Origin of the sequence: Bacteroides cellulolyticus (assembly GCF_025567135.1) — a bacterium.
In the GTDB taxonomy this organism is placed as follows: domain Bacteria; phylum Bacteroidota; class Bacteroidia; order Bacteroidales; family Bacteroidaceae; genus Phocaeicola; species Phocaeicola cellulolyticus.
The window spans coordinates 1-19,425 of record NZ_JAOQJJ010000022.1 but is presented as its reverse complement, the minus strand read 5'-3'; the positions used below and the strand labels follow the sequence as shown (position 1 = coordinate 19,425).

12 protein-coding genes and 1 rRNA gene are annotated in these 19,425 nt (G+C 39.0%); 8 read left to right on the top strand and 5 right to left on the bottom strand.

Annotated features, from left to right (window positions below; translation table 11 throughout):
• Nucleotides 1-46 precede the first annotated feature (46 nt).
• On the bottom strand, nucleotides 47-826 hold the full coding sequence (locus tag OCV82_RS13590) for a radical SAM protein (protein WP_154044903.1): 780 nt from the start codon (nucleotides 824-826) through the stop codon (nucleotides 47-49).
• A gap of 87 nt (nucleotides 827-913) precedes the next feature.
• On the bottom strand, nucleotides 914-2,962 hold the full coding sequence (locus OCV82_RS13585) for a helix-hairpin-helix domain-containing protein (protein WP_154044902.1): 2,049 nt from the start codon (nucleotides 2,960-2,962) through the stop codon (nucleotides 914-916).
• A gap of 109 nt (nucleotides 2,963-3,071) precedes the next feature.
• Here OCV82_RS13585 and OCV82_RS13580 point away from each other — a divergent pair, with 109 nt between their 5' ends.
• Nucleotides 3,072-3,638: a DUF4294 domain-containing protein gene (locus OCV82_RS13580; protein WP_262543725.1), complete on the top strand. Its 567-nt coding sequence runs from the start codon at nucleotides 3,072-3,074 to the stop codon at nucleotides 3,636-3,638.
• Nucleotides 3,639-3,712: 74 nt separating this feature from the next.
• Here OCV82_RS13580 and OCV82_RS13575 read toward each other — a convergent pair whose 3' ends face one another.
• Nucleotides 3,713-4,258 carry an RNA methyltransferase gene (locus OCV82_RS13575; RefSeq protein WP_154044911.1) on the bottom strand — a complete coding sequence of 182 codons (546 nt, stop codon included), beginning with the start codon at nucleotides 4,256-4,258 and terminating at the stop codon, nucleotides 3,713-3,715.
• A gap of 474 nt (nucleotides 4,259-4,732) precedes the next feature.
• Between OCV82_RS13575 and nadA the strand changes: the two genes are divergently transcribed.
• The 4 genes from nadA (at nucleotide 4,733) to OCV82_RS13555 (ending at nucleotide 11,038) form a co-directional block, all read left to right on the top strand.
• Nucleotides 4,733-5,722: a quinolinate synthase NadA gene (nadA, locus tag OCV82_RS13570; protein ID WP_154044900.1), complete on the top strand. Its 990-nt coding sequence runs from the start codon at nucleotides 4,733-4,735 to the stop codon at nucleotides 5,720-5,722.
• Between the two features lie 547 nt (nucleotides 5,723-6,269).
• Entirely contained in the window at nucleotides 6,270-7,526 is a 1,257-nt protein-coding gene (locus tag OCV82_RS13565; protein WP_262543736.1) for an alpha-L-fucosidase, read from the top strand.
• 11 nt (nucleotides 7,527-7,537) lie between these two features.
• Complete coding sequence (locus OCV82_RS13560) at nucleotides 7,538-9,940, top strand: glycoside hydrolase family 3 N-terminal domain-containing protein (RefSeq protein WP_154044898.1); 2,403 nt, start codon at nucleotides 7,538-7,540, stop codon at nucleotides 9,938-9,940.
• A gap of 108 nt (nucleotides 9,941-10,048) precedes the next feature.
• The gene (locus OCV82_RS13555; protein WP_394802665.1) at nucleotides 10,049-11,038 is read left to right on the top strand and encodes a M28 family metallopeptidase; all 990 of its coding nucleotides are present in this window, start codon (nucleotides 10,049-10,051) and stop codon (nucleotides 11,036-11,038) included.
• A gap of 111 nt (nucleotides 11,039-11,149) precedes the next feature.
• On the opposite strand, the gene OCV82_RS13550 is transcribed toward OCV82_RS13555, so the two are convergent.
• The gene (locus OCV82_RS13550; protein ID WP_154044896.1) at nucleotides 11,150-13,336 is read right to left on the bottom strand and encodes an alpha-galactosidase; all 2,187 of its coding nucleotides are present in this window, start codon (nucleotides 13,334-13,336) and stop codon (nucleotides 11,150-11,152) included.
• Nucleotides 13,337-13,362: 26 nt separating this feature from the next.
• Complete coding sequence (locus OCV82_RS13545) at nucleotides 13,363-15,624, bottom strand: TonB-dependent receptor (protein ID WP_154044895.1); 2,262 nt, start codon at nucleotides 15,622-15,624, stop codon at nucleotides 13,363-13,365.
• 264 nt (nucleotides 15,625-15,888) lie between these two features.
• Between OCV82_RS13545 and OCV82_RS13540 the strand changes: the two genes are divergently transcribed.
• From OCV82_RS13540 to OCV82_RS13530, 3 genes are all read left to right on the top strand, one after another.
• On the top strand, nucleotides 15,889-17,496 hold the full coding sequence (locus OCV82_RS13540) for a DUF6377 domain-containing protein (protein ID WP_154044894.1): 1,608 nt from the start codon (nucleotides 15,889-15,891) through the stop codon (nucleotides 17,494-17,496).
• Between the two features lie 103 nt (nucleotides 17,497-17,599).
• Nucleotides 17,600-18,967: an alanine/glycine:cation symporter family protein gene (locus OCV82_RS13535; protein ID WP_154044893.1), complete on the top strand. Its 1,368-nt coding sequence runs from the start codon at nucleotides 17,600-17,602 to the stop codon at nucleotides 18,965-18,967.
• Nucleotides 18,968-19,354: 387 nt separating this feature from the next.
• A 16S ribosomal RNA gene (locus tag OCV82_RS13530) occupies nucleotides 19,355-19,425 on the top strand; the annotation flags it as partial.

The following is a 19,425-nucleotide window of genomic DNA, read 5'->3' as shown; positions in this document are numbered from 1 at the left end:
ACACCAATTATATAAACCATATTCACAAAAAAAAGTGCTTCGTAAATCAATACGAAGCACTAGCCTTTATCCCTGCATCTTCCAGCATATGTAATATTCTGTCCAATTCCTCATGAGTAGCTTTCTGAAGATGAGTGTCCGGTGTCTCACGGTCGATGGTATAAATCATAACCTGACGCGGAGCAATCTGCTTTACAGCTTCAAGCCACGGAAGCACATAATCATCATGTGTATTATCAACATCCACACCTTCGTCTGTAGCTCCTTTCAGGAACATGGTCTGGATTATCAACTGACCGTTAAATGCTTTCATACAGTCGATTATGCGGTTCAGATCATAGTTTCCAACAGGTTTATCAACAGTGTTTATATAGTCGATATTAACCGTATCAAGCTTCAGGATATTATTGTCAACTTTCATCAGGGCATTGAAGACTTCCGGTTTATGAATGAATGTTGAATTGCTCAATACGCTTACTTTAGCCTGTGGAAAATACTTATCTCTAAGCTCAATCGTATCGTCTATGATTTCTGCAAAATGAGGATGAGCAGTAGGTTCACCGTTTCCGGCAAATGTCAACACATCAGGAAATGGTCCGTTTGCTTTCATGTCAATAAGCCTTGCTTCAAGAGCTGTCTTTACTTCTTCACGTGTTGGAAGTTTCTTTTTCGGACGATGGTCTTTATTATAACCGCACTCGCAATAAATACAGTCGAAAGAACAGAACTTACCGTCTGCAGGCAGAAGATTAATTCCTAATGACACTCCAAGACGACGGCTGTGTATAGGTCCGAAAATAGGAGAAGGGTATATTATTGTTGACATTGTTTTTTGTAATTTTATAGTTGTTAGCTATTAGTTGTTAGTTAGACGCAAAAATAAGGAAAATATCAGTACGTTATCAACATGCGGTTACCATTTTATTCTCAACTGAAACTGTATGTCAGCCTTGTTATTACCCTGAATTTCTTCTGTACCTGAGCTGATGGTATTTCTGTCGGTATAGTGTGTCCATCCGAATTTAGCCTGAAGCATTAGGAATTTCCTGTAATTATACTGTAATTTAAATGCTGTCCTTGTTCCTTTTCCATAAAACGAAGACATGGAAAAGGCATAAAGCAATCCCGGTTCATAAAGATATACACGTGAGTTATAATCATCTGTTGAAAACCAAGCACCGCTTACGGATGCTTTCACCGGAAACGATCCATGACCTAAATTGGCCAAAGCAGAAAGCAGAAAACCGTTTGCAGTTCCCTGACCTAAATATCCTGTATTGGTATAATCTGCCAAAACTTTAACAGAGTTATTATCATTCAGTGAATAATTTACCTGATACCTTGCTCTATGACGGATATATGGCAAAACATACTTCCCACCATCGTCTGCAGTATAGTTCTGAGCCTTGTTTTTTACACTGTACTTTATCAACATAGACAGTGAATTGCTATGTGAATAACTCAACTGGCAAACTCCCTCTATTCCCGATGTACCTGCCATATCCACACGATATCTTTTCCATGGAAAATAGAAGTAATCAACATAGCATAATAACTTTGTATTCCGTATAGCACTGGTTTCCAGACATAAATAAACACCTGTTTCATTCTGGGTCCTTGAGTTTTCACCAAAAGAATTTGCATAAAGACTCTGATATTTTTTGTCATAATATCTGTTGATAAGTGTTATATCTGTATCAACAGTCGGTGAATAACACAAAGAATTGATTGTTGCGATTGCTCCACATTTGTCAACTGCCGTCTCTCCGGAAATCATAAGTTTGTTAAAGAAAAATTTATAGAATACCCCGGCATTGAAAAAATCCTTTCCACGCGGATAGTAATGATTGTAAATCTGATAATCAGGATTCAACACTTTATTAAAACAGTTATAAACAGCTGTTAATCCATATTCAACATTCTTTCCATTATATGTTAAGTTACTGCCTGTCACGTGATTATATATAGTATTTTTCTTTTCAATATCCTTATACAGTCTATGATATCCATCAGTTTTCAACGACCTTATGAACTGGTTTTCAACACGTGCATCCATATTTCTGAACGAATAGAAAAGCGTCGCATCCCATCTTTTCGAAAATTTATAAGTAGCAGCTATTCCCTGAAGATAATTATATTCTCCAGTAGAAGTGTATTTTAAAATTCCCTGTCCGGTACGCCTCAGCGATGAAGATGAAGTATATTTCCCCATACTGAAACCCATGTTCATAACAAGTCCGTATCCAAATGATGCCTTATAATTACCTAAAGTCACAGACTTGAACCGACCAATATTCTGCAAATAAAGATAAGCTGAATAAAAGTCATATCCCTTCCTGTTATAAAGTCTGAAGAAAGGTTCACCAGAATCTTTCTCTGCTGTAATTCCGAAATAAACCTGCTTATTATACTCAAATCTGTAACGCATGTTATTATATAACGAACTGCCATAATACTTTTTGTTAGGACTGTCAATAAGCACATTATCAGGATAGTCAGCATATCCTGCTTTCTGATTTAACGGGATATCAACACGTGTTGTTAATTCCTGCCGGTTATATTTCATCATACGCTTGAAACTGAACTTTTCTTCTTCATCCTTAGCCGGACCTATGTAGATGAAATGCTCAAGAAACTTCCTTGTCTGCCAGTCCATTCCTTCCACTCCCAACAATTCATTTTTACTTACCACAGGACCGTACTTATAAACATAATAAAGTATGTTTTCAATCATCTTGTCAGATAGAAAAGGCAACTGTTCAAGCTGCTCTTTCGTCAAAGTGTTAAAATTGAACGGATTTTCGGCTATTTCGGACAATTCTTCATATTGTTCCATCCACGATGACAGATTTTCATCATCCACCGACATTTCACTCCATTCTACAATATCAGACTGAGAATATAAACAAGTTATAAAAACATAACTTATTGAAATATAAAGAAGTAACCTACTTATCCACATTATGTTGATAAAATTATGAACAACAAAAAATAATACTTTTATCAACCATATAATTGTTTTTATTCCTATTTTTGCGTCAATGAGTAAATACATATACATATTGACAATAATGTGCTTTTTAACAATTCCTGAATTGAGAGCACAGGATTCCCCAAATAACAGAGGATATATGGTCAAAGTATGTGTCTATGAAGGAGACACTATACCATATATAACTCTAAGAAATGTATATGTGTACCCTAAAATGAGGTTTAAAAATAAAAAACAGGAAAGATATTATTATCGCCTGGTTAGGGACGTAAAGAAGACACTACCTATAGCAAAGGAAATAAGAAACATTGTAATAGAAACCTACGAATATCTGGAAACTCTCCCCGACGAAAAAGCCAAAGACAAACATATCAAGGCTGTAGAGAAAGGATTGAAGGAGCAATACACCCCAAGAATGAAGAAATTGACATTTTCACAGGGTAAATTGTTGATAAAGTTGGTAAACCGTGAATGTAACCAATCATCATACCAACTGGTTAAAGCTTTCATGGGACCTTTCAAAGCCGGATTCTATCAGACATTCGCCGCACTGTTCGGTGCCAGCCTCAAAAAAGAATACAGACCTGAAGATGAAGACGAGATGGTGGAACGTATAATTACTCTTGTTGAAAACGGACAGCTATAAAACATTTATCCACAATATAAACACATGATTTACAAATGTTTATATTGTGGATAATTACGTTATTAATAATGTTATCAACAGTTATTTCTGAACTCCATAAGCTTGTTGGCAAACTCCCATAACACAATTCCGGCAGTTACGGATACATTAAGTGAATGTTTTGTGCCATACTGAGGTATCTCTATACATCCGTCGCACATGTCAACAACCTCCTGTTTTACTCCTTTTACCTCATTTCCCATTACTATGGCATATTTCTTGTCCCTATCCAGAACCATATCACCAAGCATCGTACTACCTTCGCACTGTTCTATCGACAATACTGTATATCCAGCTTCATGCAACTCATTTACAGCATCCTGTGTGTTCTGACAATATTTCCAGTCAACTGTATTTTCTGCCCCCAAAGCCGTCTTGTGCATCTCTGCATTAGGAGGAGTGGCTGTAATTCCGCAAAGATATATCCTGTTGACAAGAAAAGCGTCCGAAGTACGGAATACGGCACCAATGTTGTGCAAACTTCTCACTTCATCAAGTACAACTACCAAAGGAAGCTTGTCCGCCTCCTTGAATTCTTCCACCGTCAGACGGTTCATTTCCGTTATTTTCAGCTTTCTTATTTCAGACATACTATATATTTACAATTACTGTCCGCAAAGATAAAAACAATATTAATAACCCTGTTGAAATCTGTTGAAAAGGTGTATAAAACGTGTAGAAAACATGAGAATAGATTTTTAAAACTATTTCTTGCATTTATGAATCAAACATTTATAAGAATCTGGAAACCAACAATCCAAAAAACTTACCTGAAAGTTTCCGAAACAATTTGAACACAATTTTAATAAGAAATGAATAGTTGATAAACAGAAAGTTTTTAACTTTGCACAATATCAACAAAATGTTAATATACCAACTAAGTACTGAATTATCAGCACTTAACGCTGTTGAATCGTTATTGATACAGTAAGCACTTATATTAATAACTTAAAAAGCAAGAAATACAGTATTATTTTTGCCAACACAATCAACAGCCTATTAATAGCATCATAGGATTTCTTTTAAAAAGAAGAAAAAATAAAATATTTATAGTTATGAAAGAAGAATGGTTGAAAAAGGGTTATGTGGATGAACCCGTAGATAAGACACTGGACTTGAAAGCCGAGATAGACAAGCTCCGCAAGGAAAAGAATGCCGTGATATTGGGGCACTTCTACCAGGCGGACGAAATACAGGAAATTGCCGATTTCATTGGCGACAGCCTTGCGCTTGCCCAGTGGGCAGCAAAGACCGATGCCGAGATAATAGTGATGTGCGGTGTCCACTTCATGGGAGAGACTGCGAAGATACTGTGTCCCGACAAGAAAGTTCTCATACCGGATTTCAACGCAGGATGTTCGTTGGCCGACAGCTGTCCTGCCGACAAGTTTGCCGAGTTCGTTAAGCAGCACCCTGACCACACCGTAATTTCATACGTCAATACAAGTGCGGCAGTCAAGGCTGTGACAGACGTTGTGGTTACATCTACCAATGCCAAACAGATAGTGGAAAGCTTCCCTGCCGACCAGCCAATGATCTTCGGTCCGGACAAGAACCTTGGAAACTATATACATTCCGTTACAGGACGAAATATGCTTCTTTGGGACGGAGCATGCCATGTACACGAAAAATTCTCTGTAGAGAAGATTATAGAGCTTAAAAAGCAGTATCCTGATGCCGATGTACTGGTACATCCTGAGTGTAAGGGAGCGGTAGCCAAGCTGGCAGACAAGATAGGTTCTACTGCAGGATTGCTGAAACATGCAATTAACAGTGACAAGAAAGATTTTATAGTAGCTACTGAAAGCGGAATACTGTTCGAGATGCGACGCAAATGTCCTGATAAGAACTTTATTCCTGCACCTCCTGAAGACAGTACCTGTGCGTGCAATGAATGTAACTTCATGCGCCTGAACACTCTGGAGAAACTCTATAACACATTGAAATACGAATGGCCTGAGGTTGTGGTGGACGAAGCGATAGCTAAAGAAGCCATAAAACCAATAAAGCGTATGCTTGACATATCTGCTAAACTTGGATTGTAAAATTTGTATTTTAACAATTAACATAAATGCTCCATGTTGTTAACAAACATGGAGCATTTTCTTTATTTATTAAACTATGTTATAAAGCATAGATTTTTGGCTGAAATACTTGCAGATTACCAGAAAGTCCGTACCTTTGTACTGTGTTTTTCATAGTATTAGATTTTAAGGTTAACAAAGGTTGGAGTACAGCGGTACTCCTTTTTTTATGTCTATACGTTTCGTCATATATTAAGTCGTATATTAATCGGATTTTCCTTATTGATATGTTTTAAAAAAATGACAGTCCGTTTTGATCAAAACGGACGCCCGTTTTAAATAGAATGGACGCCCATTTTAAGTAAAACGAACGCCCGTTTAAAAATCAACTATTCTGCATATGATTTATTACAATTCGAAATAAATATTCTATATATATTTGTATATTTGTCGATGTATATATTGATAGTCACAAATTAAAAACGAATAACCTTTTAGTCATATAATTATGAAATCATTAAAACTTAGAACTTTAGCTTTTATAGCCCTTAACAGCATTGCTGTGTCAATGCCGGTTTTTTCACAATCATCTTATGTACCTTCCGAGAGTAATTTACAGGCACGCAAAGAATTCAGCGACAGTAAATTTGGAGTGTTCATCCATTGGGGAATTTACAGTATGTTTGGTCAGGGTGAATGGTATATGACTAATGCAGGTATCAACTGTCATGAATATGCCAAGGCAGCCTCAGGTTTCTATCCTATACGTTTCGATGCAAAGGAATGGGTTTCCGCCATAAAGGAGGCCGGTGCCAAGTATATTTGTTTTACAACCAGACATCATGACGGATTTTCCATGTTTGATACAAAATATTCGGATTATAATATTGTAGATGCCACTCCATTCAAGCGCGATGTAGTGAAAGAACTGGCAGAGGAATGTAAGAAACAGGGTATAAAACTGCATCTTTATTATTCGCATCTCGACTGGACACGCGAGGATTATTATCCATACGGACGAACAGGTAGAAACACCGGTCGTACAAAACATGGAAACTGGAATGATTATTTTAATTTTATGAACAACCAGTTGACAGAGCTTCTGACCAATTACGGGCCTATAGGCGCAATCTGGTTTGATGGAATGTGGGATCAGCCGGATGATTTCGATTGGCGTCTTGACGAACAGTATTCATTGATTCATAAGCTTCAGCCTGCATGTATGATTGGAAACAATCATCATAAGAAACCGATAGAGGGTGAGGATTTCCAGATGTTTGAACGCGATCTGCCGGGAGAAAACAATGCTGGACTTTCTTCTGAATCTGAGATAGGACAGCTTCCTCTTGAAACTTGCCAGACTATGAACGGAATGTGGGGATATAAGATTCAGGATCAGAATTATAAATCGGTTTCCGAACTTATAAGACTTCTTGTCAGAGCATCCGGTAAAGGAGCAAATCTGTTGATGAATGTAGGTCCTCAGCCTAACGGTGAAATTCCTGCTGTAGCTTTGGAACGTCTGAAAGGTATGGGTGAATGGCTTTCCGAGTACGGTGAAACTGTTTATGGCACAACAAGAGGTGATGTTATGACAGCTGATTGGGGAACGACAACCAGAAAAGGAAATACACTGTATGTACATATACTTACAGACAATATGCCACAGTTTGTTACCTTGCCTTTGAAAGATAAAGTAGTGAGTGCAGTAAATCTGAATACTGGTACCAAGGTTTCTTATGAAAAAATAAAAGGAGGAATAGTTCTGCATACAGACAATCTGGAGCCGGAAATTGACTGTATAGTTGAATTGAAGTTAAAATAATTATTACATCTATGAACAAACTCATAAATCTATTATTAGGAGGCTTGCTGTTGGCTTTTCCTGCAGGAGCACAAAACAAAAATATCTATCACAAAGGTTGGATAGATTTCAACAAGAATGGTGTGAAGGATATTTATGAAGATTCTTCACAGCCTGTTGAAAAGAGGGTTGAAAACCTGTTGCTGCAGATGAACATCAATGAGAAGACTTGTCAGTTGGCAACACTCTATGGATACGGGCGTGTATTGAAGGATTCTCTTCCTACAGAAAATTGGAAAAATGAAATTTGGAAGGATGGAATAGCCAATATCGACGAGATGCTTAATGGCGTAGGGGGAAAGTCGAAGTTGGTAGAGCAGATGCTCTATCCGTTCAGCAATCATGCTGAGGCTATAAACAAAATCCAAAAATGGTTTGTAGAGGAGACAAGACTTGGTATTCCGGTTGATTTCAGTAATGAAGGTATTCACGGACTTAATCATACCAAGGCAACTCCCTTGCCTGCTCCAATAGCAATAGGAAGTACATGGAATAAGGAACTTGTGTATAGAGCAGGAGAGATAGTGGGACAGGAAGCTAGAGCTTTGGGATATACTAATGTATATGCTCCTATCCTTGATGTGGTTCGTGATCCCAGATGGGGACGTACTCTGGAGTGTTATGGTGAGGACCCTTATCTGATAGCATCTATGGGAACACAGATGGTGGATGGAATACAGTCGCAGGGTGTTGCATCCACACTGAAACATTTTGCTGTATATAGTGTTCCGAAAGGTGGCAGGGACGGTAATTGCAGAACAGACCCGCATGTCGCTCCAAGGGAAATGCATCAGATTTATTTGTATCCTTTCAAGAAAGTGATTCGCGAAGCACATCCGATGGGAGTGATGAGCAGCTATAATGATTGGGACGGTGTGCCTGTTACAGCCAGCTATTATTTCCTTACCGAACTTCTGAGAGAAGAGTATGGTTTCGACGGATATGTGGTAAGCGACAGTGAGGCTGTGGAGTTTGTTCATACAAAGCATCGTGTAGCGGAAACATATGATGAGGCTGTACGTCAGGTTCTGGAAGCCGGATTGAATGTCAGGACTCATTTCACTCCGCCTTCTGATTTCATTATGCCTATCCGCCGTCTTATCGAGGATAAGAAAATATCTATGGCTACGATAGACAAGCGAGTGAGTGAAGTGTTGAGTGTGAAATTCCGCCTTGGACTTTTCGACCATCCTTATGTGGAGAAAATAAAAGAATCCGATAAAGTTGGAGGTGTGGATCGTAATATGGATTTTGTTAAGCAGATGCAGCAGCAGTCTCTGGTACTGCTGAAAAACGATGGAAATCTTTTGCCTCTTGACAAAAACAGGATAAAGAAGATACTTGTAACCGGTCCTCTGGCTGATGAAAGTAATTTCATGGAAAGCCGTTACGGTCCGAACAGATTGGAGAAAGTAACGGTACTGAAAGGTTTGCGCAACTATCTTCAAGGCAGTGTGGAGGTGGATTATGCCAAAGGTTGTGATATAATCAATGAAGGATGGCCTTCAACGGAAATATTGTCTGAGCCTCTTTCGGATTCAGAAAAGGACGGTATTCAGAATGCTGTTGAAAAGGCTGAGGATTGTGATGTCATTATAGCTGTGTTGGGAGAAGATGAATACAGGACTGGTGAAAGCCGTTCGCGTACTTCGCTTGATCTTCCCGGACGCCAGCAGGAATTGCTTGAAGCCTTGTATGCTACAGGGAAGCCTGTTGTATTGGTATTGATAAACGGACAGCCACTGACTATCAACTGGGCAGATAAGTATATACCTTCAATTCTAGAAACATGGTTCCCAAGTTGTCAGGGAGGAACAGTAATAGCCGAAGCACTGTTTGGTGATTATAATCCGGGTGGAAAACTCACTGTTACTTTCCCAAAATCTGTCGGTCAGATAGAGTTGAACTTCCCTTTCAAGCCCGGTTCACATGGAAGTCAGCCGGGATTCGGTCCTAATGGTTCCGGTTCTACACGTGTGTTGGGTGAGCTTTATCCTTTTGGTCATGGACTGAGTTATACAAGTTTTGAATATTCCGATATGAATGTTTCTCCTCTTGAGCAGGGAACTCAGGGAAATTATACAATAACTTTCAACATCACCAATACTGGAAAGCGTCAGGGAGATGAGGTTGTCCAGCTTTATGTACGCGACAAGTATAGCAGTGTCATAGCATACGATTCTGTATTGCGCGGTTTCGAGCGTGTCTCCTTAAATCCGGGCGAAACAAAACAGGTGACATTTGAACTTACTCCTGGGGATTTACAGCTGTTGGACCGTAATATGCAATGGACAGTAGAACCAGGTGAATTTGAATTCATGATAGGTGCCTCAAGCAAGGATATAAAGTTGAGAAAGACGGTAAAGGCATTATAATGGGAATTTAATTATTTTCTGAAAGATGATATACTTTATATGTAGTCTGGAAAGTAATCAGTATTTTTGCCGTTAATTATGAGAAAAACAATTATTTCCATCCTGATGATGTGTGGCGTTTTTCAGATTGGAACGCCGTTCATCTATGCACAGACAGCTGTTGATAGAGGTCTGAACAGTATTAACCGTGTTTCTGCCGAAGCTATTGTCGGTTTTCTGGCAGACGATGAACTACAAGGTAGAGAAGCCGGAACAATATATTCGCGTATTGCGGCACGTTATCTGGCTGCCAGTCTGAAAGAGGCAGGTATTAACCCTCTCTATGGTGACAGTTATTTCCAGCATTTTGAGGCCTGTGCCAAAGAAAGGCAACAGAAAGGAGCTCGCTGGCAGGTTCATCCTGATTCTATCTCTAGTTTGAAGAATGGTACATACCGTGTATTACGCATGGCTAATGTATTGGGTATTATCCCCGGAGAGAAAACTGACGAATATGTTATTGTTGGTGCACATTTCGATCATTTGGGTGTTGATGAGACTCTAGCTAATGATCCTATTTATAATGGAGCTGACGATAATGCATCTGGCGTTTCGGCTGTATTGCAGATAGCGCGTGCCTTTAAGGCAAGCGGTAAGAAGCCAATGCGAAATGTTGTAATTGCTTTTTGGGATGGTGAAGAGAAAGGATTGTTGGGTTCACGCTATTTCGTACAGAGTTGTGATTTTATCGGCAAAGTAAAGGGGTATTTGAATTTTGATATGATAGGGCGTAACAGCAAACCAGACAATCCGAATCATGTAGTTTACTTCTATACTGCTTCGCATCCGGCTTTCGGAAAGTGGCTTAAAGATGATATCATCCGCTATGGACTTCATCTGGAGCCTGATTATCGTTCATGGGATCGTCCTGTAGGAGGTAGTGATAATGCATCTTTTGCTGTACTTGATATACCTATTATATGGTATCATACAGACGGACATCCTGATTATCATCAGCCATCGGATCATGCAGACAGGCTGAATTGGGAAAAGGTGGTGGATATAACCAAGGCTTCTTTTCTTAATATGTGGAATTTGGCGAATGAATCGGATTATTGATTGTTTACGGTCAGGAATTTAAGGTTCTTATATAATTGAATAGGCTGTCCCAAATATTTGAGGCAGCCTATTTTACTAATGAGAAACTTAGTCCAGTATTTAGTCTTTGTATTATTCTGCTGTAATTTCAATTACGTGGCTCTGGGTATGTGCAAATCCGAATACTTCTAGTCCTACTTTCATCAGATAATCACCTGAATAAACCTTTCCGTTTGATTTGAATGTTGATTTGGCACCAGGCATAAGGTTGATTTCTTCTACTTTATACATTTTGTTTGCATCAAGTCCCTGAAGTTTCACGTTCATCAGTTTTTCCTGATAGCGTGGGTGGATGTCGTAGGCGAACAATACTGCTTTGTTCTGGTCTTTACTAACATAGTTCACTGCCATGTGGTTTGACTTGTATGGTGAAACCAGACGGTACTGGTCACCGTCCATGATTGCAGGATTCAGTCTCTTCCAGTTGCTAACGGCAGTCTGGCAGTATTCCAGTTCTTCTGCACTCATTTCTTTAAGACCTATATCGAAACCGAGCTTGCACATAGAAGCTACATCGGTACGGAATTTCACTGAAGTGTTCTTGTTCCAGCTTGTAACGTGTGCACACATAGCTTTTGCAGGGAAGAACTGTGAGAATCCCCACTGAATGTAGATACGTTCTATAGGGTCTGTGTTATCGCTGCACCAGAATTCAGTGAAATATTTCAGTGCTTCGTAGTCGCAACGTGCACCACCACCTGAGCAAAGCATCATAGGAACGTTAGGGTAGTTTTCGTTCACTCTCTTCATTACGTTATATACACCGCGTACGTGGTCGATATACATGTTGCCCTGTTTGTTCTTCAGGTATGGAGAGTAGATGTTTGTGATAGGGCTGTTGCAGTCCCATTTGAAGAATGCTATTTCAGGATTTTCCTTCATCAGGTTTTCCACTACACTGTAAACATAGTCCTGTACTTCAGGATTACTCAAGTCAAGAACAAGCTGGTTACGGTAGTAGTACATATTTCTGTTTTCATCGTGGATAGCCCATTCAGGATGTTTTTCGAAAAGTTCACTCTTAGGATTTACCATTTCTGGTTCAATCCATATTCCGAATTTTACTCCGGCTTCTTTTGCGGCATCTACAAGTGCAGGAACACCGCCAGGTAATTTGCTGTGAGTCACTTCCCAATCACCAAGTCCTGCTTTGTCGTCTTTACGGGGATATTTGTTTGCAAACCATCCATCGTCAAGAAGGAACATATCTACACCAAGGTGTTTTGCTTCTTTCATCAGTTCTGCAAGGATTTCCTGATTGAAGTTGAAACCTGTATTCTCCCAGTTGTTAAGCAATGTAAGTCTGCTGCCTTTACCGTCTTTCAGGCTGTGGTTTCTAGCCCAGTTATGTAGGTTACGGCTACCCTCGGAAGTACCATTGCTGCTCATGGTAAAGATGAATTCAGGAGTAGTGAACACTTCGTTTTTAGGAAGTTCATAGTTTGATGCGTATGGGTTGATGGCAGGAATGACGCGAAGGTTGCCTACGTTATCAACTTCGAAAGTGAAACGGAAGTTACCTGTCCATCCCAATGTACCCATCAGTACATCACCCTGATTTTCTGCTACTGGCTGGTCTAATCCTACTTCAAAGAATGGGTGTGTATGCATTGCTGCACGGCTTCCAAGTTTTGTATCGATTACTTTCTTTCCAAACTGAAGCTGTTGACTGCTCATCTGTGCTTCTTTAGCCCAATCGCTGCTGAATTCTGTCAGATAGTATGATGTGCGGTTGAAATAGAGCATTGTCGAAGCATAAGTGGAAAGAATGATAGGTTTCTTTTCCTGATGCTTTATTTCACTCCATGTCTTGATCACATTTTCTTCAGGATATGCCACATAGTGTAGTGTAACATCTACAGGATATTTGTCATCGCGAAGATTGATTGTAGTTTGTGTGCCGCCTTCCACTTCTTTTGTAGATGAAGATACATAATATAAGTATGTAGATGTCTTTCCATCGTTGTGAGTGATTGATATTGCTGGTTCATAATATTCTTCGTTGCCGGAACCGCTGTAAACTTCCCATCCGCGCTGGCTTACGCTGCCGTCTGAACCAGCATGTATATCCCATTGGAAATTGTTTATGTCTTCTTCGTGAAGAAGTTTTTCACCAAGATATGTCTGATACAAACGTCCGTTGTCTCCTACCTGGAGTATAAGGTCTGTTTGGTTTGTTGATATACGGAATACTTTGTTTTCCGCATTTGCCTGAAATGCTGCACATACCAGTGCACTTGCGATAATTAACTTTTTCATGGTTTTACTATTTGGTTTTTATGATTTTAAAATTTTATACTTGCGCTGAATTCTACTGTGAACGGACGTAGATAAGTACCACTCATGTAGCATCCTGCATATTTTGAAGCTTCGTCTTTGGTAATAAGTTCCGAACCGTTTATAGTTCCTTTGGCTCCTTTTTGATTTAGGAAGTTTACTACTGTTACTCCGAGGTCGAAGTTCTTATTTACAGCCCAGTTGATGCCTCCGAATGTTTCCCAGCGTCCGTTGAAGTAAAGAGCTTCCTGAAGGTTGGCATATGTTTTTCCAAAGTAACGGAAACTCAACCACAAACGCAAGTCTTTTGTTATATTATAGCTTGGATCTAATTCTACAAGTACCTGAGGGATTTCCTTTACAATCATGTTGTTGGCATTTACTCCCATTTCCGAACCGTCGCTGAATGTTACGCTGGCATTATAATTCTTATATACAGGTTTCTGATAAGTGAAAAGTGCGTGCAGATGGAAACCTTTGAACGGGTCTATTTCTGCTGATGTAGTCCATCCTAATGTCTGTATATCATATATAAGGAGTACTGTTTTTCCTTCACTTGTTCCAGGTTTGGTCAGGTTCTGCTGGTCGATATTGTTCGATTTAGCTATGTAAGTAACCATCGAAGTCAGGTCAAGCCAACTGTTCTTGTAGAACAACCCTCCACGTATTAATGGAATGGTTACTCTTTTGTATTGTTCTTCTGTAGGACCTGTTCCGGCATATTCGTTTATTCTTGGGAATCGTGTAGCTATTGTACCATCGGCTGTAAGTCCGAATCCTTTAATCATGTTGTATGTCACTCTTGCTGTTGCAGCATAGTTCAGTTTGTCTTTAGTTACGTTTGCAGGAGTTATGAGCGTTCCGTCAGGAGCTGTGTCACCAATATAGAAACCAGAGTAACGTGAATGTGCAATCTGGTCGGCAGACATTCTGTAGTATTCCAGACGTCCACCATAGAACAGATTAAGTTTTGGATTTATCTGCCAATCGTCTGTAAAATACAATGCGAGTTTGTTTTCATATCCTTTGGTGTATTCAGGACTCAGTTCATTGAATCCGCGGAAACGGCTTCCGTCGGCTGCTGTAAGTATTTCAGGATATTCCTGCACCGTACCTGTCCACTGCATTGATGATGAATGATAGTCCAAATGGTAGTACCATTCGTTCAGACCGAGATTCATCTTATGGTTTCCGAATGTTTTTTCAAGTTCTGTGGTGAGGAGAATATTTCTCACTTTGCCAATATGAAGCCATGTGCGTCGTCCTTCGATAAGTCCGCTGTATGGGGTTCCATCAGATAGCGTGTAGCCGTCTTCTGTGGTTACTTCACTTATCGTACTACCTCCAAAGTCTACATAATTGGCTTCAGGTGCATTCATATACTTGAAGTCAAGATTCCATTTCAGACCATTTTCAAAAGTATAGTCCGTAAGCAATGTAACTTCGTGTGAACGGTTGTCGGCCATGTCTCTTAGGTTGCATGTCTTCATCTTTCCGTCCATGATGTCCATATATTCAAATTCTCCGCTGGCAGGACCGTATGAAGCCAGTCCCGGCTCAAATCCAGGTAATTCTTTTATAGAACCATCACCCACATATATAAATGGTGCTGAGTTGAGTTGGTTCAGTGGGTTTCTGCTATATGCATATTTATAGAGAAGACTGATTTTACCTTTGTTCTCATTGAACAGTCTGGTTAAGCCTGCACGATAAATCTGTGTACGGTCGGCGTATTCATCGAACTTAACCTTGAAGGTTCCAGGGTCGAATGTTTGATACATTGTACCAGAATATCTCCATTTATCACCTATTCCACCTGTAACATTCATGTCAAACTGCTGTAGTCCGAAATGATTGGAGCGGTAGTTTAATATACCTTTGAACTTTTTATCACCTATTTTGCTGAATGAGTTTACTGAATAAGCAATATTTCCTGTTTTGATGGCAGATTCTGATGGAGTCATCAATCCTACTTCACCAAGACTGGCATCACTTCGCCAGTGGTACTGAAGTTTGTGTACTGCCGAAGAATATACTGCAGGCAGTCCGTTTTCATATACATTTACATCTTCACTTGGCAGTCCTATCTGTATTTCACGAGGTTTAGTTGCATCAGCTGCATTAAGCATCACGTTTCTTTCGCTGCCATCAGCTTTCTTTGTAGATAGTGAATCCTGTTCAGAAATTCTGAAATCCGAGTCATTTGCTTGCATTGTCATTGTGGGCAATATTGATGCAAGTGCCAAATAGGAAAAGATTTTCTTTTTCATGATAATTTGTTTAAGGAATTAGATATAATGTAGTGTTAAAATTCACAGCAGTAGCTTGTATTTTTCTCATGTCGCAAATGTATTTATGTTTTTTTCATGTTCCTTGTTCAAGTAGATGTCAGGTAGATTGCAGGTAGTTACTATGTATATATAATTATCAGATAATTAATATTTTAGATATATGTGATATATGGCTTAAAGTAGATTTTGATTTATTGGAAACTTTATTTATTTTTGTATTCAGCTCATCGAAATATAATAGTTATGAATAAATTTGCTTTATTGTTTTTGCTTATGATTGGTGTATCGTCTGTATTTGCTTCGGATGATACCAGAAAACTTTATGACGAGCTTGATGCTTTACTTCTTAGAAGGGATGAGTTCTGCCGTGCAAAGGAGGCTCGTATTGACAGTATAAAAAACTTGAAGGATGGAGTGAATGGTTACTCTGGACTGTTCGGGCTTTATAATGATGTCTTTCTCGAATATTATACTTATAGGTCGGATTCTGCATTCTATTATCTGTCACTTGCCGAAAAGATGGCAGTCAGAACATCGGTGGAAAAATACATAGATATGTGTAAGATAAACCGTTCATTACTTCTTGCTACTACCGGATATTTCTCGCAGTCGCTTGAAGTGTTGAATGAGATAGAAAGGGACAGACTTGACCCCTCTCTTATGTTTGACTATTATTCGGCATACGAATGGGTGTATAGTGTATGGAGTGAGTATTCGGCTGATGATACATTTGCTGTTGATTTCAGAAATAAGGAAATGCTTTATAATGATTCAATTTTGCAGGTTTTGGAGCCTACGTCAAAAGAGTTTATGTATTGGAGTGGAGAGTTGAATGCCAGAAAAGGAAATCAGTATGAAGCACAAAAGTTCTATGAAAAGGCTTTGGAGGGTTTAAGAGTTGATACAAGGCTTTACGCGTGTGTTACCTGTGGCTTGGCATTTGCTTATAAGAAACAAGGTAACATGAAGGACTATGAAAAATTTCTTATAATGTCTGCCATTTCAGATATAACATGTCCGTTAAAGGAAAATCTTTCAATGCAGGAACTTGCTATGTTTTTGTATCAGAGTCCTGAACCGGATTTGGTTAGAGCGAACAAATATATCAATTATTCCATGGAAGATGCCATGTTCTATAACAACAGGTTAAGGATGCTCGAGATAGCTAAAAAGTTTCCACCTATAGTAAACACATATCAGAATAAGTGGATTGATAAGAACAGGATACTCGTCAGGTCTATTTATTTCATAAGTTTCTTGGGGGGGCTGCTCGTGCTTGCCATGTTATATATCTTTAGACAGCTGAAACTATTGAGAGCTCAAAGATCTATTGTTACTGATATGAATATGCAGCTTAAAGAGCTTAACTCTGAGTTGTTGAAAACAAACCGTACACGTGAGGAATATGTTAGCCTCTTTATAGAATTGTGTGCTGCATATATTGACAAATTGAACAAATATCAGGATTTGGTAAAGAGAAAGGTAAAGGCAAAACAGGTTGATGATTTGCTCAAGATTGCCAATAGCAGTAAAATGTCGGATAGTGATGCTCGACAATTCTTTGTCAATTTTGATACTGCATTTCTTACACTTTATCCAAATTTTGTTTCTGAATTTAATATGCTTCTGAGGGAAGGGGAAGAGATAGCTCCTACAAAAGGAGAGATTTTGAATACAGAACTGAGAATTTACGCTCTTGTCAGACTTGGTATAAAAGATAGTTCAAGGATTGCTACTTTGTTGTTCTATTCACCTCAAACCATTTATAATTACCGCACTATGGTTAAGAACAAGGCCAGAAACAGAGAAGAGTTTGAAGAACAGGTGAAAAAGGTATGTACTATTGTTTAAAATAGCTTATGTGTTATTTAAATGCTCTGTTTTGCTGTTTTTATTTTTGTATTTTGTTGGTTTTTCTGTTTATTTGTTATTTTTGCACCAAAAATAATAGCAAATGGATTTATCGGCACTAGTAAAGTTATTCAATGATTTCAGTTCGTTGGTTTGGGGATGGCCAATGATAATAATGCTTTTGGGTACACACCTGTTTCTGACTATAAGGTTAAAATTCCCTCAGTTGTATTTGTTCAAGGCTTTGAAACTGTCCTTCTCTAAAGAAGGGAATGCTGATGGTGATGTCAGTCAGTTCGGGGCGTTGGCCACATCGTTGGCTGCGACCATTGGTACGGGAAATATCATTGGAGTGGCAACGGCTGTCGCATTGGGAGGTCCGGGAGCTGTTTTCTGGTGCTGGCTTACCGGTGTGCTTGGAATGTCAACAAAATATGCCGAAGGTCTTCTGGCAGTGAAGTACAGGGTGAAAAATTCTTCCGGCGAAATGATAGGAGGGCCTATGTATGCACTCGAAAAAGGACTTGGTATGAAATGGCTGGGTATATTGTTTTGTGTATTTACGGCTTTAGCGGCTTTCGGTATAGGTAACACCGTTCAGGCTAATTCAATATCACTTCTGCTAAATGAGTCTTATAGTATTTCTCCACATATCAGTGGTCTGTGTATGAGTGTTCTGACAGCTCTTGTGGTGATTTTTGGTGTAAAGGGTATTGCAAAAGTTTGTACAGCTCTTGTTCCTTTTATGGCCATAATGTATGTGTTGGGATGTATTTATATTCTTTTTGTCAATCATGCTTATTTAGGTCAGGCGCTTAATCTTATATTCGAATCGGCATTTTCGGCAAGAGCTTCAGGTAGTGGTTTTGTCGGTACTACCGTTATGATGGCTGCCCGATATGGTATTGCACGTGGTCTTTTTTCCAATGAGTCCGGACTGGGTTCGGCGCCTATTGTGGCTGCAGCCGCACAGACGCGCAATCCGGTGAGACAGGCTCTTGTTTCTTCAACCGGAACTTTCTGGGATACAGTGGTGATTTGTGCTCTTACAGGGCTTGTCTTGGTTAGTAGTATCTTGGCTTATCCTGATATAGACCATACCAGCGACGCGGCTTTGACAAAGATGGCTTTTGCCAAAATTCCATATATAGGAACTCCGGTTCTTTCATTTGGTATAGTGACATTTGCTTTCAGTACTATTTTGGGATGGACATATTATTCGCAGAAAGCGGTGGAATATCTTGGAGGGAAAAAGGTTATGCTTGCATACAGGGTAGTATGGATTATTATGATTTATGTAGGTTCTGTAGTTAATTTGTCTCTTGTATGGAGCTTTGCTGATATAGTCAATGCTTTTATGGCTGTACCAAATCTTATATCATTGTTATTGCTGTCGGGAGTGATAGTGAAAGAGACTAGAAAATATTTGTGGAATAATCGTCTTGATGATTATGATGATTCTTTGTCATGAGTAGAAGTGGTATGTTTTATTAATATTATTATAATGTGTAATATTAAGTGTTATTTTCAAATATTGTAACAGTCTTGAAAAAAATATTCTTTATTTTTTCATTGATTAACAAAGAGTTATCTGTATTCTTGTAATTTTTTTGAAAAAAAAGTTGTACAAAGTATTGCAGGAATAAAAAAAGTGCGTACCTTTGCACCCGCAATCGAAAATGATACGGTTGCTAAACGATAAGTTCTTTGAAAGATTTTAAATAAACAAACAGAATGTAGTACAAGCGTCACATTATATAAATGATGTGATGAAAAGTAAGAATAAACCGTCAATTAGAGATAAAACGGTATCCTGAACAGAGACAAAACGCATCCTGACGGATGTACAAGATATTTTACAATGAAGAGTTTGATCCTGGCTCAGGATGAACGCTAGCTACAGGCTTAACACATGCAAGTCGAGGGGCA

Bases quoted from the DNA above. Each gene is read 5' to 3' on its own strand.
- OCV82_RS13555 (WP_394802665.1), top strand. From the start codon at position 10,049: ATGTGTGGCGTTTTTCAGATTGGAACGCCGTTCATCTATGCACAGACA.
- OCV82_RS13585 (WP_154044902.1), bottom strand. From the start codon at position 2,962: ATGTGGATAAGTAGGTTACTTCTTTATATTTCAATAAGTTATGTTTTT.
- OCV82_RS13535 (WP_154044893.1), top strand. From the start codon at position 17,600: ATGGATTTATCGGCACTAGTAAAGTTATTCAATGATTTCAGTTCGTTG.
- OCV82_RS13550 (WP_154044896.1), bottom strand. From the start codon at position 13,336: ATGAAAAAGTTAATTATCGCAAGTGCACTGGTATGTGCAGCATTTCAG.
- OCV82_RS13590 (WP_154044903.1), bottom strand. From the start codon at position 826: ATGTCAACAATAATATACCCTTCTCCTATTTTCGGACCTATACACAGC.
- OCV82_RS13540 (WP_154044894.1), top strand. From the start codon at position 15,889: ATGAATAAATTTGCTTTATTGTTTTTGCTTATGATTGGTGTATCGTCT.
- OCV82_RS13545 (WP_154044895.1), bottom strand. From the start codon at position 15,624: ATGAAAAAGAAAATCTTTTCCTATTTGGCACTTGCATCAATATTGCCC.
- nadA (WP_154044900.1), top strand. From the start codon at position 4,733: ATGAAAGAAGAATGGTTGAAAAAGGGTTATGTGGATGAACCCGTAGAT.
- OCV82_RS13560 (WP_154044898.1), top strand. From the start codon at position 7,538: ATGAACAAACTCATAAATCTATTATTAGGAGGCTTGCTGTTGGCTTTT.
- OCV82_RS13580 (WP_262543725.1), top strand. From the start codon at position 3,072: ATGTGCTTTTTAACAATTCCTGAATTGAGAGCACAGGATTCCCCAAAT.
- OCV82_RS13565 (WP_262543736.1), top strand. From the start codon at position 6,270: ATGCCGGTTTTTTCACAATCATCTTATGTACCTTCCGAGAGTAATTTA.